This is a genomic window from Streptomyces dryopteridis (assembly GCF_049606955.1).
Taxonomy (GTDB): domain Bacteria; phylum Actinomycetota; class Actinomycetes; order Streptomycetales; family Streptomycetaceae; genus Streptomyces.
Genome location: NZ_CP187115.1, coordinates 236,431 through 255,991, shown reverse-complemented (window position 1 = coordinate 255,991; position 19,561 = coordinate 236,431). Strand labels below are relative to the sequence as shown.

Annotated in this window: 2 protein-coding genes; both read right to left on the bottom strand. The window is 77.5% G+C overall.

The features are described 5' to 3' along the window. Positions 1-86: 86 nt before the first annotated feature. Complete coding sequence (locus ACN20G_RS36370; RefSeq protein ID WP_424217643.1) at positions 87-4,067, bottom strand: type I polyketide synthase; 3,981 nt, start codon at positions 4,065-4,067, stop codon at positions 87-89. After that, on the bottom strand, positions 4,064-19,483 hold the full coding sequence (locus ACN20G_RS36365; RefSeq protein ID WP_424217716.1) for an SDR family NAD(P)-dependent oxidoreductase: 15,420 nt from the start codon (positions 19,481-19,483) through the stop codon (positions 4,064-4,066). The genes ACN20G_RS36370 and ACN20G_RS36365 overlap by 4 nt, the downstream gene beginning before the upstream one ends. Positions 19,484-19,561: the final 78 nt, after the last annotated feature.

Sequence of the window (19,561 nt, the reverse complement as noted above, 5' to 3'; positions counted from 1 at the left end):
CGGCGGTACGGACACGTTCGGGGTGTCGATGCCTTTCGGCCGTCGACACCCCGTCCGCATTCCCCGGTCGATATTCTTCGGTCGAACTACGGCCGGTTTCCGTCGGGGACCGTGCCGTCGAGGCCGACGAGCCACTTCTCGACGGAATCCGCCGTGGTGGCCGCGCATTCTTCGAGAATGGCGAAATGCGTACCCGGGACTTCGGCGAGTTCGTGGGGCGCGGGCCAGTGCGCGCGCCAGTCGGCGGGGCCGGATTCCCCGGCGAAGGAGGACTCGGGGCGCACGAAGAGCACGGGTGTGCTCAGCGGGCCGGGCCGCAGGTCCGCGATGAGGTCGGCGTAGCGGCTCATCGCGGCGAGTCGGGCCGCGCCGAATCCGCCGAACGCGGATTCCCGGGCGAGCATCCCGTCGAACATCTCCCGCCACAGTTCGCTCTGGTCAGCCCCGCCCTCCTCGGCGTCGTCCGGGGTGGGGAGGTAGGTGTCGAGGAGGACGAGGCCGGCGGGCGGCCGGCCCTCGCGGGTCAGGGCCTCGGCGACGGCGTGGGCGAGTTGGCCGCCGGAGGAGTAGCCGACCAGGACCGGGGGGCGGGGGTCGACGGCGGTGCGCCGGACCCCTTCCAGGACCACCTCGACGGCCGCGGCGACGGTGCGGGGCAGGGGGTCGCCGGGGGCGAAGCCCGGCACGGTCGGCACCAGCAGCTCGCGCCGGTCGCGGAAGGCGCGGGCGAAGCGGGCGTACTGGTGGGCGCCGGCCAGGGCCATCGGCGAGGGCAGGCAGACCAGGCGGACGGGGGCGTCGCCGGACGCGAGGCGGACCGGGTCGGGCAACGGACCGGCCAGGGCCTCGAACCCGGTCGCGGTGTCGAATCCGGGCAGGATCTCGGCCACGTTCCGCAGCAGGGTGATCGCCTGGTCCATCCGGCCGGCGCGGGCCGCGTGCCGCACCAGGGCGGTGACCGACTCCGGGTCCTCGGCGGGCGCCGGGTCGGCGGGGTCGGTCAAGTCTGCGGGCTCGGCGGGCGTCCCGGGGCCGGCGGGGCGGTGGACGGCGAGGTGGGCGGCGAGTTCGGCCGGGGTGCGGTGGTCGTACAGGACGCCGGCGGGCAGCGGGGTGCCGAGCGCCCCGGTCAGGGTGGTGCGCAGTTCGGCGGCCGAGACGGAGTCCATGCCGACTTCGAGGAAGACGGAGTCGGCGGTGACGGCCTCGGGGTCGGTGTGGCCGAGGAGGGCGGCGGTGTGCGCGCGGATCGCCTCGGTCAGCAGGGCCGCGCGGGTGGGCCGGTCGGCTCCGGCGAGGCGGGCGGCGAGCAGGGACACGGCCGGGGCGGGTTCGCTCGGGGCGGGGTCGGTGAGTTCGGGCGGGATCGTGCTCGCGCCGGCGTCGATCCAGTAGCGGTCGGCGCGGAAGGCGTAGGGCGGGACGGGGACGCGGGCGGTACCGGGGTGCAGGGCCTCGAACGCGGGGCCGGCGCCGTCGGCGTGGAGCCGGGCCAGGCCCTCGACCAGGGTGGTGGTCTCGGCGCCCCGGGCCCGGCCGAGGGGGACGCACAGGGCGTCGGGGTCGGTGAGGACGGCGCGCGCGAGGCCCGTGAGGACGGCGTCGGGGCCGAGTTCCACGAAGCGGCTCGCGCCGCCGGCGGCGAGGGCGGTGACGGCGTCGGCGAAGCGGACGGGTTCGCGCACGTGCCGCACCCAGTGCTCGGGGTCGGTGAGTTCGCCGGGGGCGGCGGGCCGGCCGGTGCGGGTGGAGACCAGCGTGATCTCCGGTTCGTGGTAGGTCAGGCCCTCGGCGACCTCGCGGAAGGGGTCGAGCACGGCGTCGGTGAGTGGGGAGTGGAAGGCGTGCCGGACCGGCAGGCGGGTGCTCTTGGCGAAGCGGGCGGCGAGGGCGAGCACGGCGTCCTCCTGCCCGGACAGGACCACCGAGTCGGGGCCGTTGACGGCGGCGAGGCCGACCCGCTCGTCGAGCAGCGGCAGCATCTCGGCCTCGGCGGCGCGCACGGCGACCATGGCCCCGCCGGCCGGGAGGGCCTGGAGGAGCCGGCCGCGGGCGGCGACCAGGGCGCAGGCGTCGGGCAGGTCGAGGACCCCGGCGACGTGCGCGGCGGCGAGTTCGCCGACGGAGTGCCCGGCGAGGGCGTCGGGGCGGATCCCGAGGTGTTCCAGCAGTCGGTACAGGGCCACTTCGTGGGCGAAGAGGGCGACCTGGGCGAGGTGGGTGTCGCGCAGGGTGTCGGCGTCGGCGTGTTCGAGGGTGTGGGCGAGGTCGAGGCCGGTGAGGGCGTCGATCTCGTCGAAGGCGCGGGCGAACACGGGGTGGTGGGCGCGCAGGTCCAGGCCCATGCGGGGGCGTTGGGCGCCCTGGCCGGTGAAGAGGAACGCGGTGCGGGCGCGGGGCCGGGCCCGGCCGGTGGCGACGGCCGGGGAGGGGGCGCCGTGGGCGAGGGCGTCGAGGGCGTCGAGGAGGGCGGCGCGGTCGACGCCGGTGACGGCGGCCCGGTGTTCGAAGGGGGCGCGGGCGGTGCCCAGGGCGCGGGCGAGGGCGCCGGGGTGGGTGTCGGGGTGGGCGAGGGCGTGGGCCCGCAGCCGGGCGGCCTGGGCGGGCAGGGCGGCGGCGGAGCGGGCCGAGAGGGGCCACAGCCAGGCCGGGGCGGCGCTCTCGGGGGCGGGTTCGGGGGTGTCGGCGAGCGGGGGCTCTTCGAGGATCACGTGGGCGTTGGTGCCGGAGATCCCGAAGGAGGAGACGGCGGCGCGGCGGGGGCGGTCGGGGGTGCGGGGCCAGGGCACCTCGTGCGCGGCGAGGCGGACCTCGCCGGCGTTCCAGTCCACGCGGGTGGAGGGGGTGTCGGCGTGCAGGGTGCGGGGGATGGTGCCGTGGCGCAGGGCCAGCACGGTCTTGATCACGCCGGCGACGCCGGCGGCCGCCTGGGTGTGGCCGATGTTGGATTTCACGGAGCCCAGCCACAGGGGGTCGCCGGCGGGCCGGTCCCGGCCGTAGGTGGCGAGGAGGGCCTGGGCCTCGATGGGGTCGCCCAGCGTGGTGCCGGTGCCGTGGGCCTCGACCAGGTCCACGTCGGCGCCGGTGAGGCCGGCGGCGGTCCATGCGGCGCGGATGACGCGTTGTTGGGCGGGGCCGTTGGGGGCGGTGAGGCCGTTGCTGGCGCCGTCCTGGTTGAGGGCGCTGCCGCGGATCACGGCGTGCACCTGGCGGCCCTCGCGGAGCGCGTCGGAGAGGCGTTGCAGGACGAGGACGCCGACTCCTTCGGCGAAGCCGGTGCCGTCGGCCTCGTCGGCGAAGGAGCGGCAGCGGCCGTCGGCGGAGAGGCCGCCTTGGCGGCTGAACTCGACGAAGGTGCCCGGGGAGGCCATGACGGTGACCCCGCCGGCCAGGGCGAGGGCGCACTCCCCCGCGCGCAGGGACTGGGCGGCCAGGTGCAGGGCGACGAGGGAGGAGGAGCAGGCGGTGTCGACGGTGACGGCGGGGCCTTCGAGGCCGAGGGTGTAGGAGACCCGGCCGGAGACCACGCTGCCGGTGCCGAAGCTGCCGAAGTAGTCGTGGTACATCAGGCCCGCGAAGACGCCGGTGCGGCTGCCCTTGAGGCCGGTGGGGTCGATGCCCGCGTCCTCCAGGGCCTCCCAGGCGCCCTGGAGCAGCAGGCGTTGTTGGGGGTCGGTGACGAGCGCCTCGTGGGGGGCGATGCCGAAGAACGCGGGGTCGAAGGCACCGGCGTCGTGCAGGAACCCGCCCCGGCCGGTGACGGACTTGCCGGGGGCGCCGGGGGTGGGGTCGTGCAGGTCGGGGTCCCAGCCCCGGTCGCTTGGGAAGTCGCTGAGCCCTTCGCGGCCCTCGGACAGCAGCCGCCACAGGTCCTCGGGGGTGCGGACCTCGCCGGGGTAGCGGCAGGCCATGCCGACGATGGCGATCGGTTCGCGGGCGGCGGCGGTCAGGGCCCGGTTGTGGTCCTTGAGGCGGTCGATCTCCTTGAGGGAGGTGCGCAGGGCCTCGACGAGGCGGGGGTCGGGGTTCGGGGTCGGGGTGCGGTCCATGGTCGTCCTCCTCGTCACGGGGTCTCGTCGGCCGGGGCCGGGGCGGCGCCGAGGGCCAGGGCGATCAGGCTCTCGGCGTCCATGGCGTCGATGGCGCCGTGCTCGGGTTCGGGGGCGGCCGGGGCCGCCGGGGGCGCCTGGGGGGTCTCGGCGGGGTCGGCGAGTTCCTCGGCGAGGTGTTCGGCGAGGGCGGTGGGGCTGGGGTGGTCGAAGACGAGGGTGGCGGTCAGGCGCAGTCCGGTGGCCTCGTTGAGCCGGTTGCGCAGTTCGACGGCGGTCAGGGAGTCGACGCCGAGGTCCTTGAAGGGGGCGTCGGGGTCGAACTCGGTGGTGCCGAGGGTGGTGCGGACCTCTTCGCCGACGAGGTCGAGGAGGTGTTCGGCGCGTTCGGCGGGGGTGAGGGGGGCGAGGGCGGCGCGCAGGGCCTCGGCGGCGGCCGAGGCGACGGGGGCGCCGGTGGTGGTGCGGGGGGCGCGGACCAGGTCGCGCAGGATCGGGGCGAGACGGTGCGGATCGTGGCCGGTCAGGTCGAGGCGGGCCGGCAGGAGCACGGGCTCGGGGCGGGTGACGGCCTCGTCGAAGAGGGCGAGGGCGGTGTCGGCGTCCAGGGGCCGGATGCCGCCGGCGGCCTGCCGGCGGGTGTCGGCGTCGGCGAGCCGGTCGGCCATGCCGCCGCTGCCGGCCCACGCGCCCCAGGCCAGGGACACGGCGGGCAGGCCGAGGTCGCGGCGGTGGGCGGCGAGGGCGTCGAGGTAGGTGTTGCCGGCGGCGTAGCCGGCCTGGCCGGGCGCGCCGAGGAGGCCGGCGGCCGAGGAGAACAGCACGAGTGCGGTGCTCTCGCGGTCGCGGGTGAGTTCGTGCAGGTGGTGGGCGGCGTCGAGTTTGGGCCGCAGGACCTGGTCCAGGCGGTGCGGGGTGAGGGCGGTGAGGACCCCGTCGTCCAGGACGCCGGCGGTGTGCACGATCGCCGAGACGGGGTGTTCGGCCAGGACCCGGGCGAGGGCCTCGCGGTCGGCGGCGTCGCAGGCCACGAGGGTGACCTCGGCGCCCAGGGCGGTGAGTTCGGCGCGCAGGGCGGGCGCGTCGGGGGCCTGGGGGCCGGTGCGGCCCAGCAGGACCAGGCGGCGGGCGCCGTGCGCGGTGACCAGGTGGCGGGCCAGCAGCCGGCCGAGGGCGCCGGTGCCGCCGGTGATCAGGACCCCGCCGGTCCAGTCCACGGGCGTGGGCGCGGCGGCCGGGTTGCGGGGGGCGCGGCGCAGTCGGGCGGCGTACAGGCGCCCCTCGCGGAGCAGGAGTTGGGCTTCGCCGGTGGCGAGGGCGGCGGGCAACAGCCGGTGGGAGGCGGGGTCGTCGTCGAGGTCGACGAGGACCACGCGGTCGGGGTGCTCGCTCTGGGCCGAGCGCAGCAGGCCCCAGGCGGCGGCCGCGGTGGGGTCGGTGACGGGGCCGTCGCCGACCGCGCCCCGGGTGACCACGACGAGGGTGCGGTCGGGGTGTTCGGGGTCGGTGAGGTGGTCTTGAACGCGGGTGAGGAGTCGGCCGAGGTCGGCGCGGGCGGCGGCCGGGTCGGACCGGCCGGTGTGGAGGAGCACGAGGGTCTCGGGGGCGTGCGGGTCCTCGGCGGCGGCCAAGGCGGCGGCGAGGGCGTGGGCCCGGTCGGTGTGGGCGGGGTCGGTGTGGGCGGGGTCGGCGGGGTCGGTCTCGGGCGGGTGCACGGTCCAGTGCGCGGGGGTGGGGTCGCCGGGGGTGGTGAGGGGGGTCCAGTGGGGGGTGAAGAGGGTGTCGTGGGCGCCGGCGGCGGCCGCCGCGAGCCGGTCGGGGTCGATCTCGCGCAGGGCGAGGGAGTCGACGCGGGCCACGAACCGGCCCTGCGCGTCGGCGAGGTCCACGGAGACGGCGCCCGGGCCGGTGGGGGCGATGCGGACCCGGAGGGTGGGGCCGGCGTCGGCGCGCAGTTCGACCCCGTGCCAGGCGAAGGGCAGGGCGAGCCGGTCTCCGGCGGTGGGCCGCAGGCCGATGGCGTGGAGGGCGGCGTCGAGGCGGGCCGGGTGCAGGGTGTGGCCCTCGCCGGGGGCGGGGAGGGCGATCTCGGCCCAGACGGTGTCGGCGGCGGGGTCGTGCCAGGCGGCGCGCAGGCCGCGGAAGCGGGGGCCGTAGTCGGCGCCGGCCTCGGCGAGGTTCCCGTAGTGGGCGGCGAGGCGTTCGGGGTCGACGGGTTCGGCGCCGGGCGGGGGCCAGGTGGTGAGGTCGGGGCCGGTGCGGGGGGTGGGGTCGGGGGCGCGCAGGGTGCCGGTGGCGTGCAGAGTCCAGGGCCCGCCCTCGCCGGTGGTGGTGTGCACGCGGAAGGGGCGGCCGGCGTGGGCGTCGGGGGCGCCGACGGACGCCTGGAGGCGCAGGGTGCCGGTCTCGGGGAGGACCACGGGTTCGACGAGGGTGAGTTCGTCGACGACGGGGGTGCCCAGGGGGGCGCCGGCGGCGTGGGCCATCTCGACGAGGGCGGCGCCGGGCAGCAGCGGGAGGCCGCCGACGCGGTGGTCGCCGATCCAGGGGTGTTCGGCGAGCGAGAGCCGGCCCAGGTGCAGGGTGGCGTCGGTGTCGGCGAGGGTGACGGCGGTGCCGAGCAGGGGGTGTCCGGCGCCGGCGCCGGCCGGGCCGGTGTCGGCGGGCATCCAGTAGGCGGTGCGCTGGAAGGCGTAGGTGGGCAGGTCGGCGGCGTCGCGGTGGGGCAACAGGGCGGTCCAGTCCACGGGCGCGCCGTGGGCGTGGAGGGCGGCCAGCGCGGTGAGCAGGGCGGTGTCCTCGGGCCGGTCGGCGCGCAGCGCGGGCAGGACGAGGGTGTCGGTGTCCTCGGGCAGGCAGCCGCGGGCGGCGGTGGTGAGGGCGGTGCCGGGGCCGATCTCGACGAAGTGGCGGACCCCGCCGTCGTGGGCGGCGGTGACGGCGTCGGCGAAGCGGACGGCCTCGCGGACGTGCCGCACCCAGTGCTCGGGGTCGGCGAGCTGCTCGGGGGTGGTGGGGGCGCCGGTGAGGGTGGAGAGGATCGGGATGCGGGCGGGGTGGTGGGTGACGGCCTCGGCGTGTTCCCGGAACGCGGCCAGGGCGGGTTCGACGCGGGCCGAGTGGAAGGCGTGGCTGACGGCGAGTTCCCGGGTGCGGGGGAAGCGGGCTGCCAGCGCCCGGGTGGCCTCGGTGTCGCCGGAGACGACCACGGAGGCGGGGCCGTTGACGGCGGCCACGTCCACGGCCCCGTCCTCGGGGAGCAGGGCGCGGACCTCGGCCTCGCCGGCGTGGATCGCGATCATCGTGCCGCCGGCCGGGAGGGCCTGGAGGAGTCGGCCGCGCGCGGCGACGAGGGCGCAGGCGTCGGGCAGGTCGAGGACCCCGGCGACGTGCGCGGCGGCCAGTTCGCCGACGGAGTGGCCGATGAGCACGTCGGGTCGGACCCCGTGGTGTTCGAGGAGCCGGAACAGGGCGACCTCGACGGCGAACAGGGCGGGTTGGGTGAACTCGGTGCGGTCCAGGAGTTCGGCGGAGGCCAGCGCCTCGGCCAGCGGCAGCCGCAGGTGGGGATCGAGGTGCGCGGCGGTCTCGGCGAGGGAGGCCGCGAACACGGGGTGGGTCTCGGCGAGGCGGCGGCCCATGTCGGGGAGTTGGGAGCCCTGGCCGGAGAAGAGGAACGCGAGCCGGGAGTCGCGGGCGGCGGCGACCGCGCCGAGGGCGGGGGTGCGGCCGGCGGCGACGGCGGTCAGGCCGGCGAGGAGTTCCTCGCGGGTGTGGCCGAGGACGGCGGCGCGGTGGGCGAGGGCGGTGCGGGCGCCGGCGAGGGCGCCGGCGAGCTGGTGGGGGTCGGTGTCGGGGGCGGCGTCGAGGTGGTCGAGGAGCCGGTGGGCCTGGGCGCGCAGGGCGGCCGGGGTGTGGGCGGACAGCAGCCAGGGCACGGGGCCTTCGGCCGGGGTGTCGAGCGCCTCGGCGGGGGCCGGGGCGGGTGCGGGGGCGGCCTCGACGATGACGTGGGCGTTGGTGCCGGAGATGCCGAAGGAGGAGACGCCGGCGCGGCGCGGCCGGTCCCGTTCGGGCCAGGGGCGGGCCTCGGTGAGCAGGCGCACGTTGCTGCCGTCCCAGTCGACGTGCCGGGAGGGCCGGTCCACGCCGAGGGTGGCGGGCAGGGTGGCGTGCCGCATCGCGAGGACCATCTTGATGACGCCGGCGACGCCCGCCGCCGCCTGGGTGTGGCCCAGGTTGGACTTGACGGAGCCGAGCCACAGCGGGTCTTCCTCGGTGTGGCCGGTGCCGTAGGTGGCGATGAGGGCCTGGGCCTCGATGGGGTCGCCGAGCGTGGTGCCGGTGCCGTGGGCCTCGACGGCGTCCACGTCGGCGGCGGTGAGGCCGGCGGTGCTCAGGGCGCGGCGGATGACGCGCTGTTGGGCGGGGCCGTTGGGGGCGCTGAGGCCGTTGGAGGCGCCGTCCTGGTTGACGGCGGTGGCGCGGATCACGCCGAGGATCCGGCGGCCGTTGCGGTGGGCGTCGGAGAGGCGTTCGAGGAGGAGCACGCCGGCGCCCTCGCCGAAGCCGGTGCCGTCGGCGGCGTCGGCGAAGGCGCGGACCCGGCCGTCGCGGGACAGGCCGCGGTGCTTGCTGAACTCGACGAAGGTGCCGGGGGTGGCCATCACGCTGACCCCGCCGGCCAGGGCGAGGGAGCAGTCGCCCTGGCGCAGGGCCTGGGCGGCCAGGTGCAGGGCCACGAGGGAGGAGGAGCAGGCGGTGTCCACGGAGAGGGTGGGGCCTTCGAGGCCGAGGGTGTAGGCGACGCGGCCGGAGACCACGCTGCCGGAGCCGAAGGAGCCGAAGTAGTCGTGGTACATGACGCCGGCGAAGACTCCGGTGTCGGAGCCGCGCAGCGTGGCCGGGTCGATGGAGGCGCGTTCCAGGGCCTCCCAGGAGGTCTCCAGCAGGATCCGCTGTTGCGGGTCGGTGACCAGGGCCTCGTCCTCGTCCATGCCGAAGAAGGCGGGGTCGAAGTGGGCGGCGTCGTGGAGGAAGGAGCCGTGGCGGGTGTAGGTGGTGCCGGGGCGGTCGAGGGTGGGGTCGTGGAGGGTGTCGAGGTCCCAGCCGCGGTCGGTGGGGAACTCGCCGACGGTGTCGCGGCCTTCGGCGAGCAGGGTCCACAGGCGTTCGGGCGAGTCGATGTCGCCGGGGAAGCGGCAGGCCATGCCGACGATGGCGATCGGCTCGTCGGCGGCGGGTCGGGCCGGGCCGGCGGCGGGGCGGGCGGGGGTCGCGTCGAGGGTGTCGGTGAGCGCGGCGAGCAGGTGCGCGGCCAGGGCCTCGGGGGTGGGGTGGTCGAAGACGAGGGTGGCGGGCAGGCGCAGTCCGGTGGCGGCGTTGAGGGCGTTGCGGAGGTCGACGGCGGCCAGGGAGTCGAAGCCGAGTTCCTTGAAGGCGGTGGTGCGGCCCACGTCCTCGCCGGAGCGGTGGCCGAGGATGGCGGCGGCGCGGGCCCGCACGAGGTCGGTGAGGTGGCCGGCGCGTTCGGTCTCGGTGAGGGCGGCGAGGCGTTCGCGCAGGGCGTCGGAGCCCTGGGCGGCGCGGCCGGCGGCGGCGGTGCGGCGGATCGGGACGAGGGCGCGCAGCAGCGGCGCGAGCTCCTCGCCCTGGGCGCGCAGGGCCGCGAGGTCGAGTTTCACGGGGACCAGGGCGGGGGTGTCGGAGCGCAGGGCCGCGTCGAACAGGGCCAGGCCCTCGTCGGTGTCGAGGGGGGCGACGCCGCCCCGGGCGATGCGGCCGCGGTCGCCGGCGTCGAGGGTGTCGGTCATGCCGCCGTCCTGGGCCCACAGGCCCCAGCCCAGGGAGGTGGCGGGCAGGCCGAGGGCGTGGCGGTGGGCGGCGAGGGCGTCGAGGTAGGCGTTGGCGGCGGCGTAGTTGCCCTGGCCGGGCGAGCCGAGGGTGGCGGCGGCGGAGGAGAACAGCACGAACGCGGCGAGCTCGTGACCGGCGGTGAGTTCGTGCAGGTGCCAGGCCCCGTCGATCTTGGGGCGGAAGACGGTGTCGAGGTGCTCGGGGGTGAGGGAGGCCAGGGTGCCGTCGGCGAGGACCCCGGCCGCGTGCACGACGCCGGTCAGCGGCGCGTCGGCGGGGATCGCGTCGAGGACGGCGGCCAGGGCCGTGCGGTCGGCGACGTCGCAGCGGGCGTCGGTGACCTCGGCGCCGAGGGCGGTGAGCTCGGCGAGGAGTTCGGGGCGGACCCCGCCGCGACCGAGCAACAGCAGCCGGCGGACCCCGTGTTCGGTGACGAGCCGGCGGGCGACGAGCCCGCCGAGGGCGCCGCCGGCGCCGGTCAGCAGCACGGTGCCGTCGGCGAGCCGCAGGCCGGGCGCGGTCTGGGACGTGGTCTCGGGCGCGGGGGTGTCGGCGCGGACCAGGCGCGGCAGGTGCCAGGCGTCCTCGCGGAGCACCAGGTGCGGTTCGCCCAGCGCGAGGGCCTCGGCGTGGCGGGCCGGGTCGGGTTCGGCTCCGGGGGCGAGGTCAGTGGTGAGCAGGACGAAGCGGTCGGGGTTCTCGTTCTGGGCGGTGCGGACCAGGCCGCCGACGGCCGCGCCCGCCGGGTCGGTGCCGGTGACCACGAGCAGCGGGCCGGCCTCGGGTTCGGCGAGGGCCGTGCGCAGCCGGTCCAGGGCGGTGTCCACGGCGGCGCGGGTCGCGGCCGCGTCGTGGCCGGAGCCGGCGCGCAGGACCGCGAACGCGCCCTCGGGTGCGGGCCCGGTGGGGACGGCGGGGGTGGGGACGGGCCGGTGTTCGACGCGGTACAGGGCGCCGGCGGGCCCGCCCCGGCCGGCGCCGGCCGCGTCGGCGAGGGTCTCGGCGCGCAGCGGGCGCAGGGTGAGGGAGTCGACGGTGGCGACGGGGGCGCCGGTGGGGTCGGCCAGGAGCAGGGCGACGGTGCCGGGGCCGGTGGGGGTGACGCGGACCCGCAGGGCGGCGGCGCCGGTGGCGTGCAGGCGGACCCCGGACCAGACGAAGGGCAGCAGCGGGGTGCCGTCGCCGGCGGCGTCGGTGAGGCCGATGGTGTGCAGGGCGGCGTCGGCGAGGGCGGGGTGCAGGCCGAAGCGGTCGGGGTCGGCGTCCAGGACGATCTCGGCCCACAGGGCCTCGGGGGTGCGCCAGGCGGCGCGCAGCCCCTGGAAGGTGGGCCCGTAGTCGAGTCCGAGGGCGGCGAGGTCGCCGTAGTGCTCGTCGAGGGGGACGGGTTCGGCGCCGGGCGGGGGCCAGGCGGTGAGGTGTTCGGGGGCGGCGCCGAGGGTGCCGGTGGGGGCGAGGAGCCCGTCGGCGTGCCGGGTCCAGGGGGCGTCCTCGTCGGTGTCGGGGCGGGACCACAGGGTGACGGGGCGGGTGTCGCCGTCGGGGGCGCCGACGACGGCCTGGAGGCGGACGGCGCCCTGCTCGGGCAGGACCAGCGGGGCGTGCAGGGTGAGTTCGGCGAGGTCTCCGCAGCCGAGTTGGTCGCCGGCGCGCAGGGCGAGTTCGAGGTGTCCGGTGCCGGGGAAGAGGAGCCGGCCGGCGATCGTGTGGTCGGCGGTCCAGGGCTGGCCGGCGGCGGAGATCCGGCCGGTGAGGACGGCGCCCTCGTCGTCGGCGCGGACCACGGCGGCGCCGAGCAGGGGGTGGTCGGCGGGGTCGAGGCCGGCGGCGGTGACGTCGGCGGAGCCGGTGGTGCTGTCGAGCCAGTAGGTCTCGCGTTGGAAGGAGTAGCCGGGCAGCGGGACCCGGCGGGGGGCGCGGCCCTCGGCGACGGCCGTCCAGTCGAGGGCGGCGCCGGCCGCGTGGGCCTCGCCGACGGCGGTCAGGAGCCGGGCGCGGTCGCCCTCGTCGCGGCGCAGGGTGCCCAGGGCGGTGGCGGTCTCGGCGGTCTCCTGGATGCCGAGGGTGAGCACGGGGTGGGGGCTGCACTCGATGAAGAGGGTGTGGCCGGCGTCGACGGCGCCGCGCACGACCTGTTCGAACAGGACGGTGGAGCGCAGGTTGGTGTGCCAGTACTCGGCGTCGAGGCGGGCGGTGTCGAGGGCCCCGCCGGTGACGGTGGACAGGAAGGGCACGTCCGCGGTGCGGGGGGTCAGGCCGGCGAGGTCGCGGGCGAGGCGTTCGCGCAGGCGCTCGACGTGGGCGCTGTGGGAGGCGTAGTCCACGGGGAGGCGTTTGGCGCGGACCTTGTCGGCGCGCAGGGCGGCGCGCAGTTCGTCGAGGGCGTCGGGGTCGCCGGCGACGACGGTGGAGGCGGCGCCGTTGACGGCGGCGACGGAGAGCCGGCCGGCCCAGGCGTCGAGGCGGGCGCGGACGGTGTCGGCGGCCTCGGCCACGGACATCATGCCGCCGGTGCCGGAGAGTTCCTCGGCGATGGCGCGCGAGCGCAGGGCGACGACGCGGGCGCCGTCCTCCAGGCTGAGGGCGCCGATGGCGCAGGCGGCGGCGATCTCGCCCTGGGAGTGGCCGATGACGGCGGCGGGGGTGATCCCGTAGGCGGTCCAGGTGTGGGCGAGGGAGACCATGACGGCCCACAGCAGGGGTTGGACCACGTCCACGCGGTCGAGGTCGCCGCGCAGTTCGGTGGCCGGGTCCCAGTCGATGTGGGGACGCAGGGCCTCGGCGCAGGCGGTTATGCGGGCGGCGAACACGGGTGAGGTGTCGAGGAGTTCGGCGGCCATGCCGGACCACTGGGAGCCCTGGCCGGGGAAGACGAGGACGGGGCGGATCCGGCCGCCGGCGGTGTGTTGGGCGAGGGCGCGGTGGCCGGCGCCCTCGGCGAGGGCGGTGAGGGCCTCGCGGAGTTCGGTCGGGTCGGCGGCGGTCAGGGCGGCGCGGTGCGGGAAGCGGGCGCGGGTGGTGGCCAGGGACCAGCCGAGGTCGTCGGGGGCGAGCTCGGGGTGGGTGTCGAGGTGGGCGAGGAGGGCGGCGGCCTGGCCGGCGAGGGCGGCGGGGGTCTTGGCGCTGAGGGTCCAGGGCACGGCCGGGTCGGGGGTCTCGACGGGCGCGGGGGCGGGCGCGGGGGCCGGGGCCTGTTCGAGGATGACGTGGGCGTTGGTGCCGGAGATGCCGAAGGAGGAGACGCCGGCGCGGCGGGGGCGGTCGGCGCGGGGCCAGGGGCGGGCCTCGGTGAGGAGGCGGACCTGTCCGGCCTCCCAGTCGACCTTGGTGGAGGGTTCGTCCACGTGCAGGGTGCGGGGCAGGGTCTCGTGGCGCAGGGCCATGACCATCTTGATGATCCCGGCGACGCCGGCGGCGGCCTGCGTGTGCCCGATGTTGGACTTGATCGAGCCGAGCCACAGCGGCGCGTCCTCGGGGCGGCCTCGGCCGTAGGTGGCGAGCAGGGCGCCGGCCTCGATGGGGTCGCCGAGGGTGGTGCCGGTGCCGTGGGCCTCGACGGCGTCCACGTCGGCGGTGGTGAGGCGGGCGTCGGCGAGGGCCTCGGCGATGACGCGTTCCTGGGCGGGGCCGCTGGGGGCGGTCAGGCCGTTGGAGGCGCCGTCCTGGTTGACGGCGGTGCCGCGGATCACGGCGAGGACCTCGTGGCCGTTGCGCCGGGCGTCGGAGAGGCGTTCGACGACGAGGACGCCGACGCCCTCGCCCCAGACGGTGCCGCTCGCGGCGTCGGCGAAGGCGCGGGTGCGGCCCTCCGGGGAGAGGGCGCCCTGCCGGCTGAACTCGACGAAGGTCTCGGGGGTGGCCATGACGGCGACGCCGCCGACGAGGGCGAGTTCGGACTCGCCCCGGCGCAGGGACTGTCCGGCCAGGTGCAGGGCGACGAGGGAGGAGGAGCAGGCGGTGTCGACGGAGAGGGAGGGGCCCTGGAGGCCGAGGGTGTAGGCGACGCGGCCGGAGATGATGCTGCCGGTGCCGAAGCTGCCCGCGTAGTCGTGGTACTGGACGCCGGCGAAGACGCCGGTGCGGCTGCCCTTGAGGGTGGTGGGGTCGATGCCGGCGTGTTCGAGGGCCTGCCAGGAGGTTTCCAGCAGCAGCCGCTGCTGGGGGTCCATGACGAGGGCCTCCTTGGGGCTGATGCCGAAGAAGCCGGGGTCGAAGGCGCCCGCGTCGTGGAGGAAGCCGCCGCGGCCGACGTAGGAGGTGTCGGGGCGGGTGCGGGTGGGGTCGAGGATCCGGTCGAGGTCCCAGCCCCGGTCGGTGGGGAAGGCGCTGATGGCGTCGGTGCCGTCGGCGACGATCCGCCACAGGTCCTCGGGGTCGCGGACCTCGCCGGGGTAGCGGCAGGCCATGCCGACGATGGCGAGGGGTTCGTCGACCCCGGTGCGGGCGGCGCGGCGGGGCGCGGCGGCGGGGGCGGTGTCGGCGACGAGGCGGCCGAGGTGGACGGCGAGGGCCTCGGGCGAGGGGTGGTCGAAGACGAGGGTGGCGGGCAGGCGGTGGCCGGTCTCCTCGGAGAGGGCGTTGCGCAGTTCGATGGCGGCCAGGGAGTCGAAGCCGAGGTCCTTGAAGGCGCGGTCGGTCTCGACCCCGTGGGCGCCGGCGTGCCCGAGGACGGCGGCGACGTGGGTGCGGACGAGGTCCAGGAGGGCTTCGGCGCGTTCGTTCTCGCCGAGTCCGGCGAGGTGGTCGAGGCGGCCGGCGCCGGCGCCGGGGGCGCCGGCGGCGCGGCGCACGGGGCGGCCGGTCAGGGCCCGCAGCACGGGGGCCAGGCGTTCGCCCTGGGCGCGCAGCGCGGCCGCGTCGAGGCGGGCGGGGGCCAGGGCGGGGATGTCGGTGCGCAGGGCGCGGTCGAAGAGGGCGGCGCCGTCCTCGGGGGTGAGGGGGACGAGGCCGCCGCGGGTGATGCGGGCCCGGTCGGTGTCGTCGAGGGTGCCGGTCATGCCGGCGCCGGCGGCCCAGGGGCCCCAGGCCAGGGAGTGGGCGGGGGCGCCGTGGGCGCGGCGGTGGGCGGCGAGGGCGTCGAGGACGGCGTTGGCGGCGGCGTAGTTGCCCTGGCCGGGGGCGCCGATGACGCCGGCGACGGAGGAGAACAGCACGAAGGCCGCGAGGTCGGCGCCGGCGGTCAGCTCGTGCAGGTGCAGGGCGGCCAGGGCCTTGGGGCGCAGGACGGTGTCGAGGCGTTCGGGGGTGAGGGAGGCGAGGGTGGCGTCGTCGAGGACGCCGGCGGCGTGGACGACGGCGGTCAGCGGGTGGGCGGTGGGGATCGCGTCGAGCACGGCGGCCAGGGCCGTACGGTCGGCGACGTCGCAGGCGTGGACGGTGGCCGTCGCGCCGAGGGCGGCGAGTTCGGCGACGAGGTCCTCGGCGCCGCCGCGCCGGCTGAGGAGGGCGAAGTGGCGGGCGCCGTGGTTCTGGGCGAGTCGGCGGGCGAGGACGGGGGCGAGGCCGCCGGTGGCGCCGGTGATCAGGACGGTGCCCTCGGGGTCGAGGGCCGGGCCTACGGCGTCCTCGGTGGGGGCGGGGGCCCGCACGAGGCGGGCGGCGTGGGCGCGGCCTTCGCGCACGGCGAGTTGGGGCTCGTCGGCGGGGAGGAGGGCCAGGGCCTGGGCGGGGGTGGTGTGCGCGTCGAGGTCGAGGAGGACGGCGCGGTCGGGGTTCTCGGACTGGGCGGAGCGGACCAGGCCCCAGACGGCCGCGCCGGCGAGGTCGGGGGTGTCCTCGCCGGTGACGCTGACGGCGCCCCGGGTGACGAGGGCCCAGGGGCGCGGGTCGGGGTCGGTGAGGGCGGCCAGCGCGGTGCGCAGGGCGGTGCGGACGGCCTCGGGGTCGGCGCTGGGGGTGATCTCCAGCACGCGGTGTTCGGGGGCGGCGTCGAGGTCCGGCGCGGTCTCGGGCAGGGGCTGCCAGGCGAGGGTGAGGAGGGCGTCGGCGAGGGGGTCGCGGGCCCCGGCGAGGCGGGTCAGGGGCCGGGAGGCCAGGGCGGTGACCCCGGCGACGGGGGCGCCGTGGGCGTCGGCGAGGTCGACGGTGAAGGTGTGCGGGGCGGCGGTGGGGGTGAGGCGGGCGCGGAGCGCGCCGGCGCCGGTGGCGTGCAGGGTGACGCCTTCGAAGCTGAAGGGGAGGCGGGCGGTGTCCTCGTCGGAGCCGTCGCCGAGCAGGGCCAGGGCGTGCAGGGCGGCGTCGAACGCGGCCGGGTGCAGGCCGAAGCGGGGGGCGTCGGCGGCGGCGCGGTCGGCGAGGCGGACCTCGGCGAAGAGTTCCTCGCCCCGGCGCCAGGCGCGGGTCAGGGCGCGGAAGGCGGGGCCGTAGGCGAGGCCGGCCTCGGCGTGCCGCTCGTAGAGGCCGGTGGTGTCGAGTTCCTCGGCGTCCTCGGGGGGCCAGGTGTCGAGGCGGGCGCCGGGGGCGGGGTCCTCGGCGGTGAGGAGGCCGGAGGCGTGCAGGGTCCAGGGTTCGTCGGCGGGCAGGTGTTCGGCGCGGGAGTGGATGTGCAGGGTGCGGGCGCCGGTGGGGTCGGGGGCGCCGACGGCGACCTGTACGCGGACGGGTTCGCGGTCGGGCAGGACCAGCGGGGTTTCGAGGGTGAGCTCGTCGAGCCGGCCGCAGCCGACCTGGTCGCCGGCGCGGATCGCGAGTTCGACCATGGCGGTGCCGGGCACGACGACGGCGCCGGCGACCACGTGGTCGGCGAGCCAGGGGTGGGTGCGGGGGGAGAGCCGGCCGGTGAGGACGGCCCCATCGGAGCCGGCGAGGACGGTGGCCGCGCCGAGCAGGGGGTGGTCGGCGGGGTCGAGGCCGGCGGCGCCCATGTCCCCGGCGCCGGCGGTGGTCTCGGGCCAGAAGCGTTCGTGACGGAAGGCGGTGGTGGGCAGGTCGACGGTGCGGGCGCCGGTGAACAGGGCGGGCCAGTCGGTGTCGGCGCCGGCGGCGTGCAGGCGGGCGACGGCGGTCAGCAGGGTCTCGACCTCGGGCCGGTCACGGCGGGCGGCGGCCAGCAGCACGGGGGCGGGGCCGGTCGGGCGGTCGGCGCCGTCCTCGTCGGCGGGGGCGAGGGCCTCGCGGGCCAGGGCGGTGAGGACGGCGTCGGGGCCGATCTCCAGGAAGCGGACGGCGCCCTGGGCGGTGAGGGTGGTGAGCGCGTCGTGGAAGCGGACCGCCTCGCGGACGTGCCGCACCCAGTACTCGGGGGTGGTGATCTCGGGGCCGGCGGGTTCGCCGGTGAGGGTGGAGACGATCGGCAGGGTGGGGCGGTGCAGGGTGAGGCCGGCGACGACGGCGCGGAACTCCGCGAGCATCGGGTCCATGAGCGGGGAGTGGAAGGCGTGGGAGACCGTCAGTCGGCGGGTCTTGGCGAAGCGGGCGGCGACGGCCTCGGCCTGTTCGGCGTCGCCGGATATCACCACGGAGCGGGGGCCGTTGACGGCGGCGATGCCGAGCCGGTCGGTGAGCAGCGGGCGGACCTCGTCCTCGCTCGCGCGCAGGGCGATCATGGCGCCGCCGGCGGGCAGGGCCTGCATCAGCCGGCCGCGCGCGGCCACCAGGGTCACGGCGTCGGGCAGGTCCAGCACCCCGGCGACGTGGGCGGCGGCGATCTCCCCGATGGAGTGCCCGGCCAGCAGCTCGGGCCGCACCCCCCAGTGCTCCAACAGCCGGTACAGGGCCACCTCGTAGGCGAAGAGGGCGGCCTGGGCGCGGGCGGTGGGGTGGACGGCGTCCTCGTCGGTGCCGAGGACCACGGCGCGCAGGTCCGCCCCGAACAGGTCGGTGATCTCGTCGAAGGCGGCGGCGAAGACGGGGAAGGCGGCGCGCAGTTCGCGGCCCATGCCGGCGCGTTGGGCGCCCTGGCCGGTGAAGAGGAAGGCGGTGGGGCCGTTCTCGGCGCGGGCCAGGGCGGCGGCGGGGCCGCCGTCGGCGAGGCGGGCGAGGCCGGCGGTGAGGGCGGCGCGGTCGGCGCCGAGGACCACGGCGCGGTGCCGGTGGGTGGTGCGGGTGGTGGTCAGGGAGTGGGCGGTGTCGAGGGGGTCGAGGTCGGCGGCGACGGCGAGGAGGCGGGCGGCCTGCTCGCGGACGGCGGCCTCGGTGCGGCCGGAGAGCACCCAGGGCAGCAGCGGCGGGGCGGTGCGGGGGGCGGGGGCGTCCTCGGTGGCGCCGGTCTCGTCCGGGGCGGCGGCGGGGGCCTGTTCGAGGATGGTGTGCGCGTTGGTGCCGCTGGCGCCGAAGGAGGAGATCGCGGCGCGGCGGGGCCGGCCGGGGTCGGTCCAGGGCCGGTTCTCGGTGAGCAGGCGGACCCGGCCGCGGTCCCAGTCGACCTTGGTGGAGGGTTCGTCCACGTGCAGGGTGCGGGGCAGGGTCTCGTGGCGCAGGGCCATGACCATCTTGATGATCCCGGCGACGCCGGCGGCGGCCTGCGTGTGCCCGATGTTCGACTTCACGGAGCCCAGCCACAGCGGCGCGTCCTCGGGCCGGTCCTGACCGTAGGTGGCGAGCAGGGCCTGGGCCTCGATGGGGTCGCCGAGCGTGGTGCCGGTGCCGTGGGCCTCGACGACGTCCACGTCGGCGGCGGTGAGGCCGGCGCCGGTGAGGGCGGCGCGGATGACCCGCTGCTGGGAGGGGCCGTTGGGGGCGGTCAGGCCGTTGGAGGCGCCGTCCTGGTTGACGGCGGAGCCGCGGATCACGGCGAGGACCTCGTGCCCGTTGCGGCGGGCGTCGGAGAGGCGTTCCAGGACGAGCATCCCGGCGCCCTCGCCCCAGCCGGTGCCGTCGGCGGCGTCCGCGAAGGGCTTGCAGCGGCCGTCGGGGGCCAGGCCCCGCTGCCGGCTGAAGGCGACGAAGTTGCCGGGGGTGGCCATGACGGTGGCGCCGCCGGCCAGGGCGAGGGAGCACTCCTTGCCGCGCAGGGCCTGCACGGCCAGGTGCACGGCGACGAGGGCGGAGGAGCAGGCGGTGTCGACGGTGACGGCGGGGCCCTCCAGGCCCAGGCTGTAGGAGATCCGGCCGGAGATGACGGCGGCGAGGACGCCGGTGCCGAGCGCCGCCTCGGTGTCGCGCGGCATCCGGGCGAGGACGTCGCGGTAGTCCTGCCCGTTGGTGCCGGCGAACACCCCGACCCGGGCGCCGTGCACCGAGTCGGGGGCGATCCGGGCCCGTTCCAGGGCCTCCCAGGAGGTCTCCAGCAGCAGCCGTTGTTGCGGGTCCATGGCGAGGGCCTCGCGGGGGCTGATGCCGAAGAACTCCGGGTCGAAGGAGGCGGCGTCGTCGAGGAATCCGCCGCGGGTGCTGTAGGTGCGGCCCTCGGCGTCCGGGTCGGGGTCGTAGAGGGCCTCGGTGTCCCAGCCCCGGTCCTCGGGGAACTCCCCGACGGCGTCGACCCCGTCGCGGATCAGTTCCCAGAACCTCTCCGGGGTGTCGGCGCCGCCGGGGAAGCGGCAGCCCATGCCCACGATGGCGATCGGTTCGCGCTCCTGGGTCTCCAGCTCGCCGAGCCGCCGGCGGGTCTGGTGGAGGTCGGCGGAGACCCGCTTCAGGTAGGAGAGGAGCTTGTCGTCGGTGGTCATCGGAGGTGGCCGCTCCTGTGCGAAGGGGTGGGCTGGGACGGGCTGGGG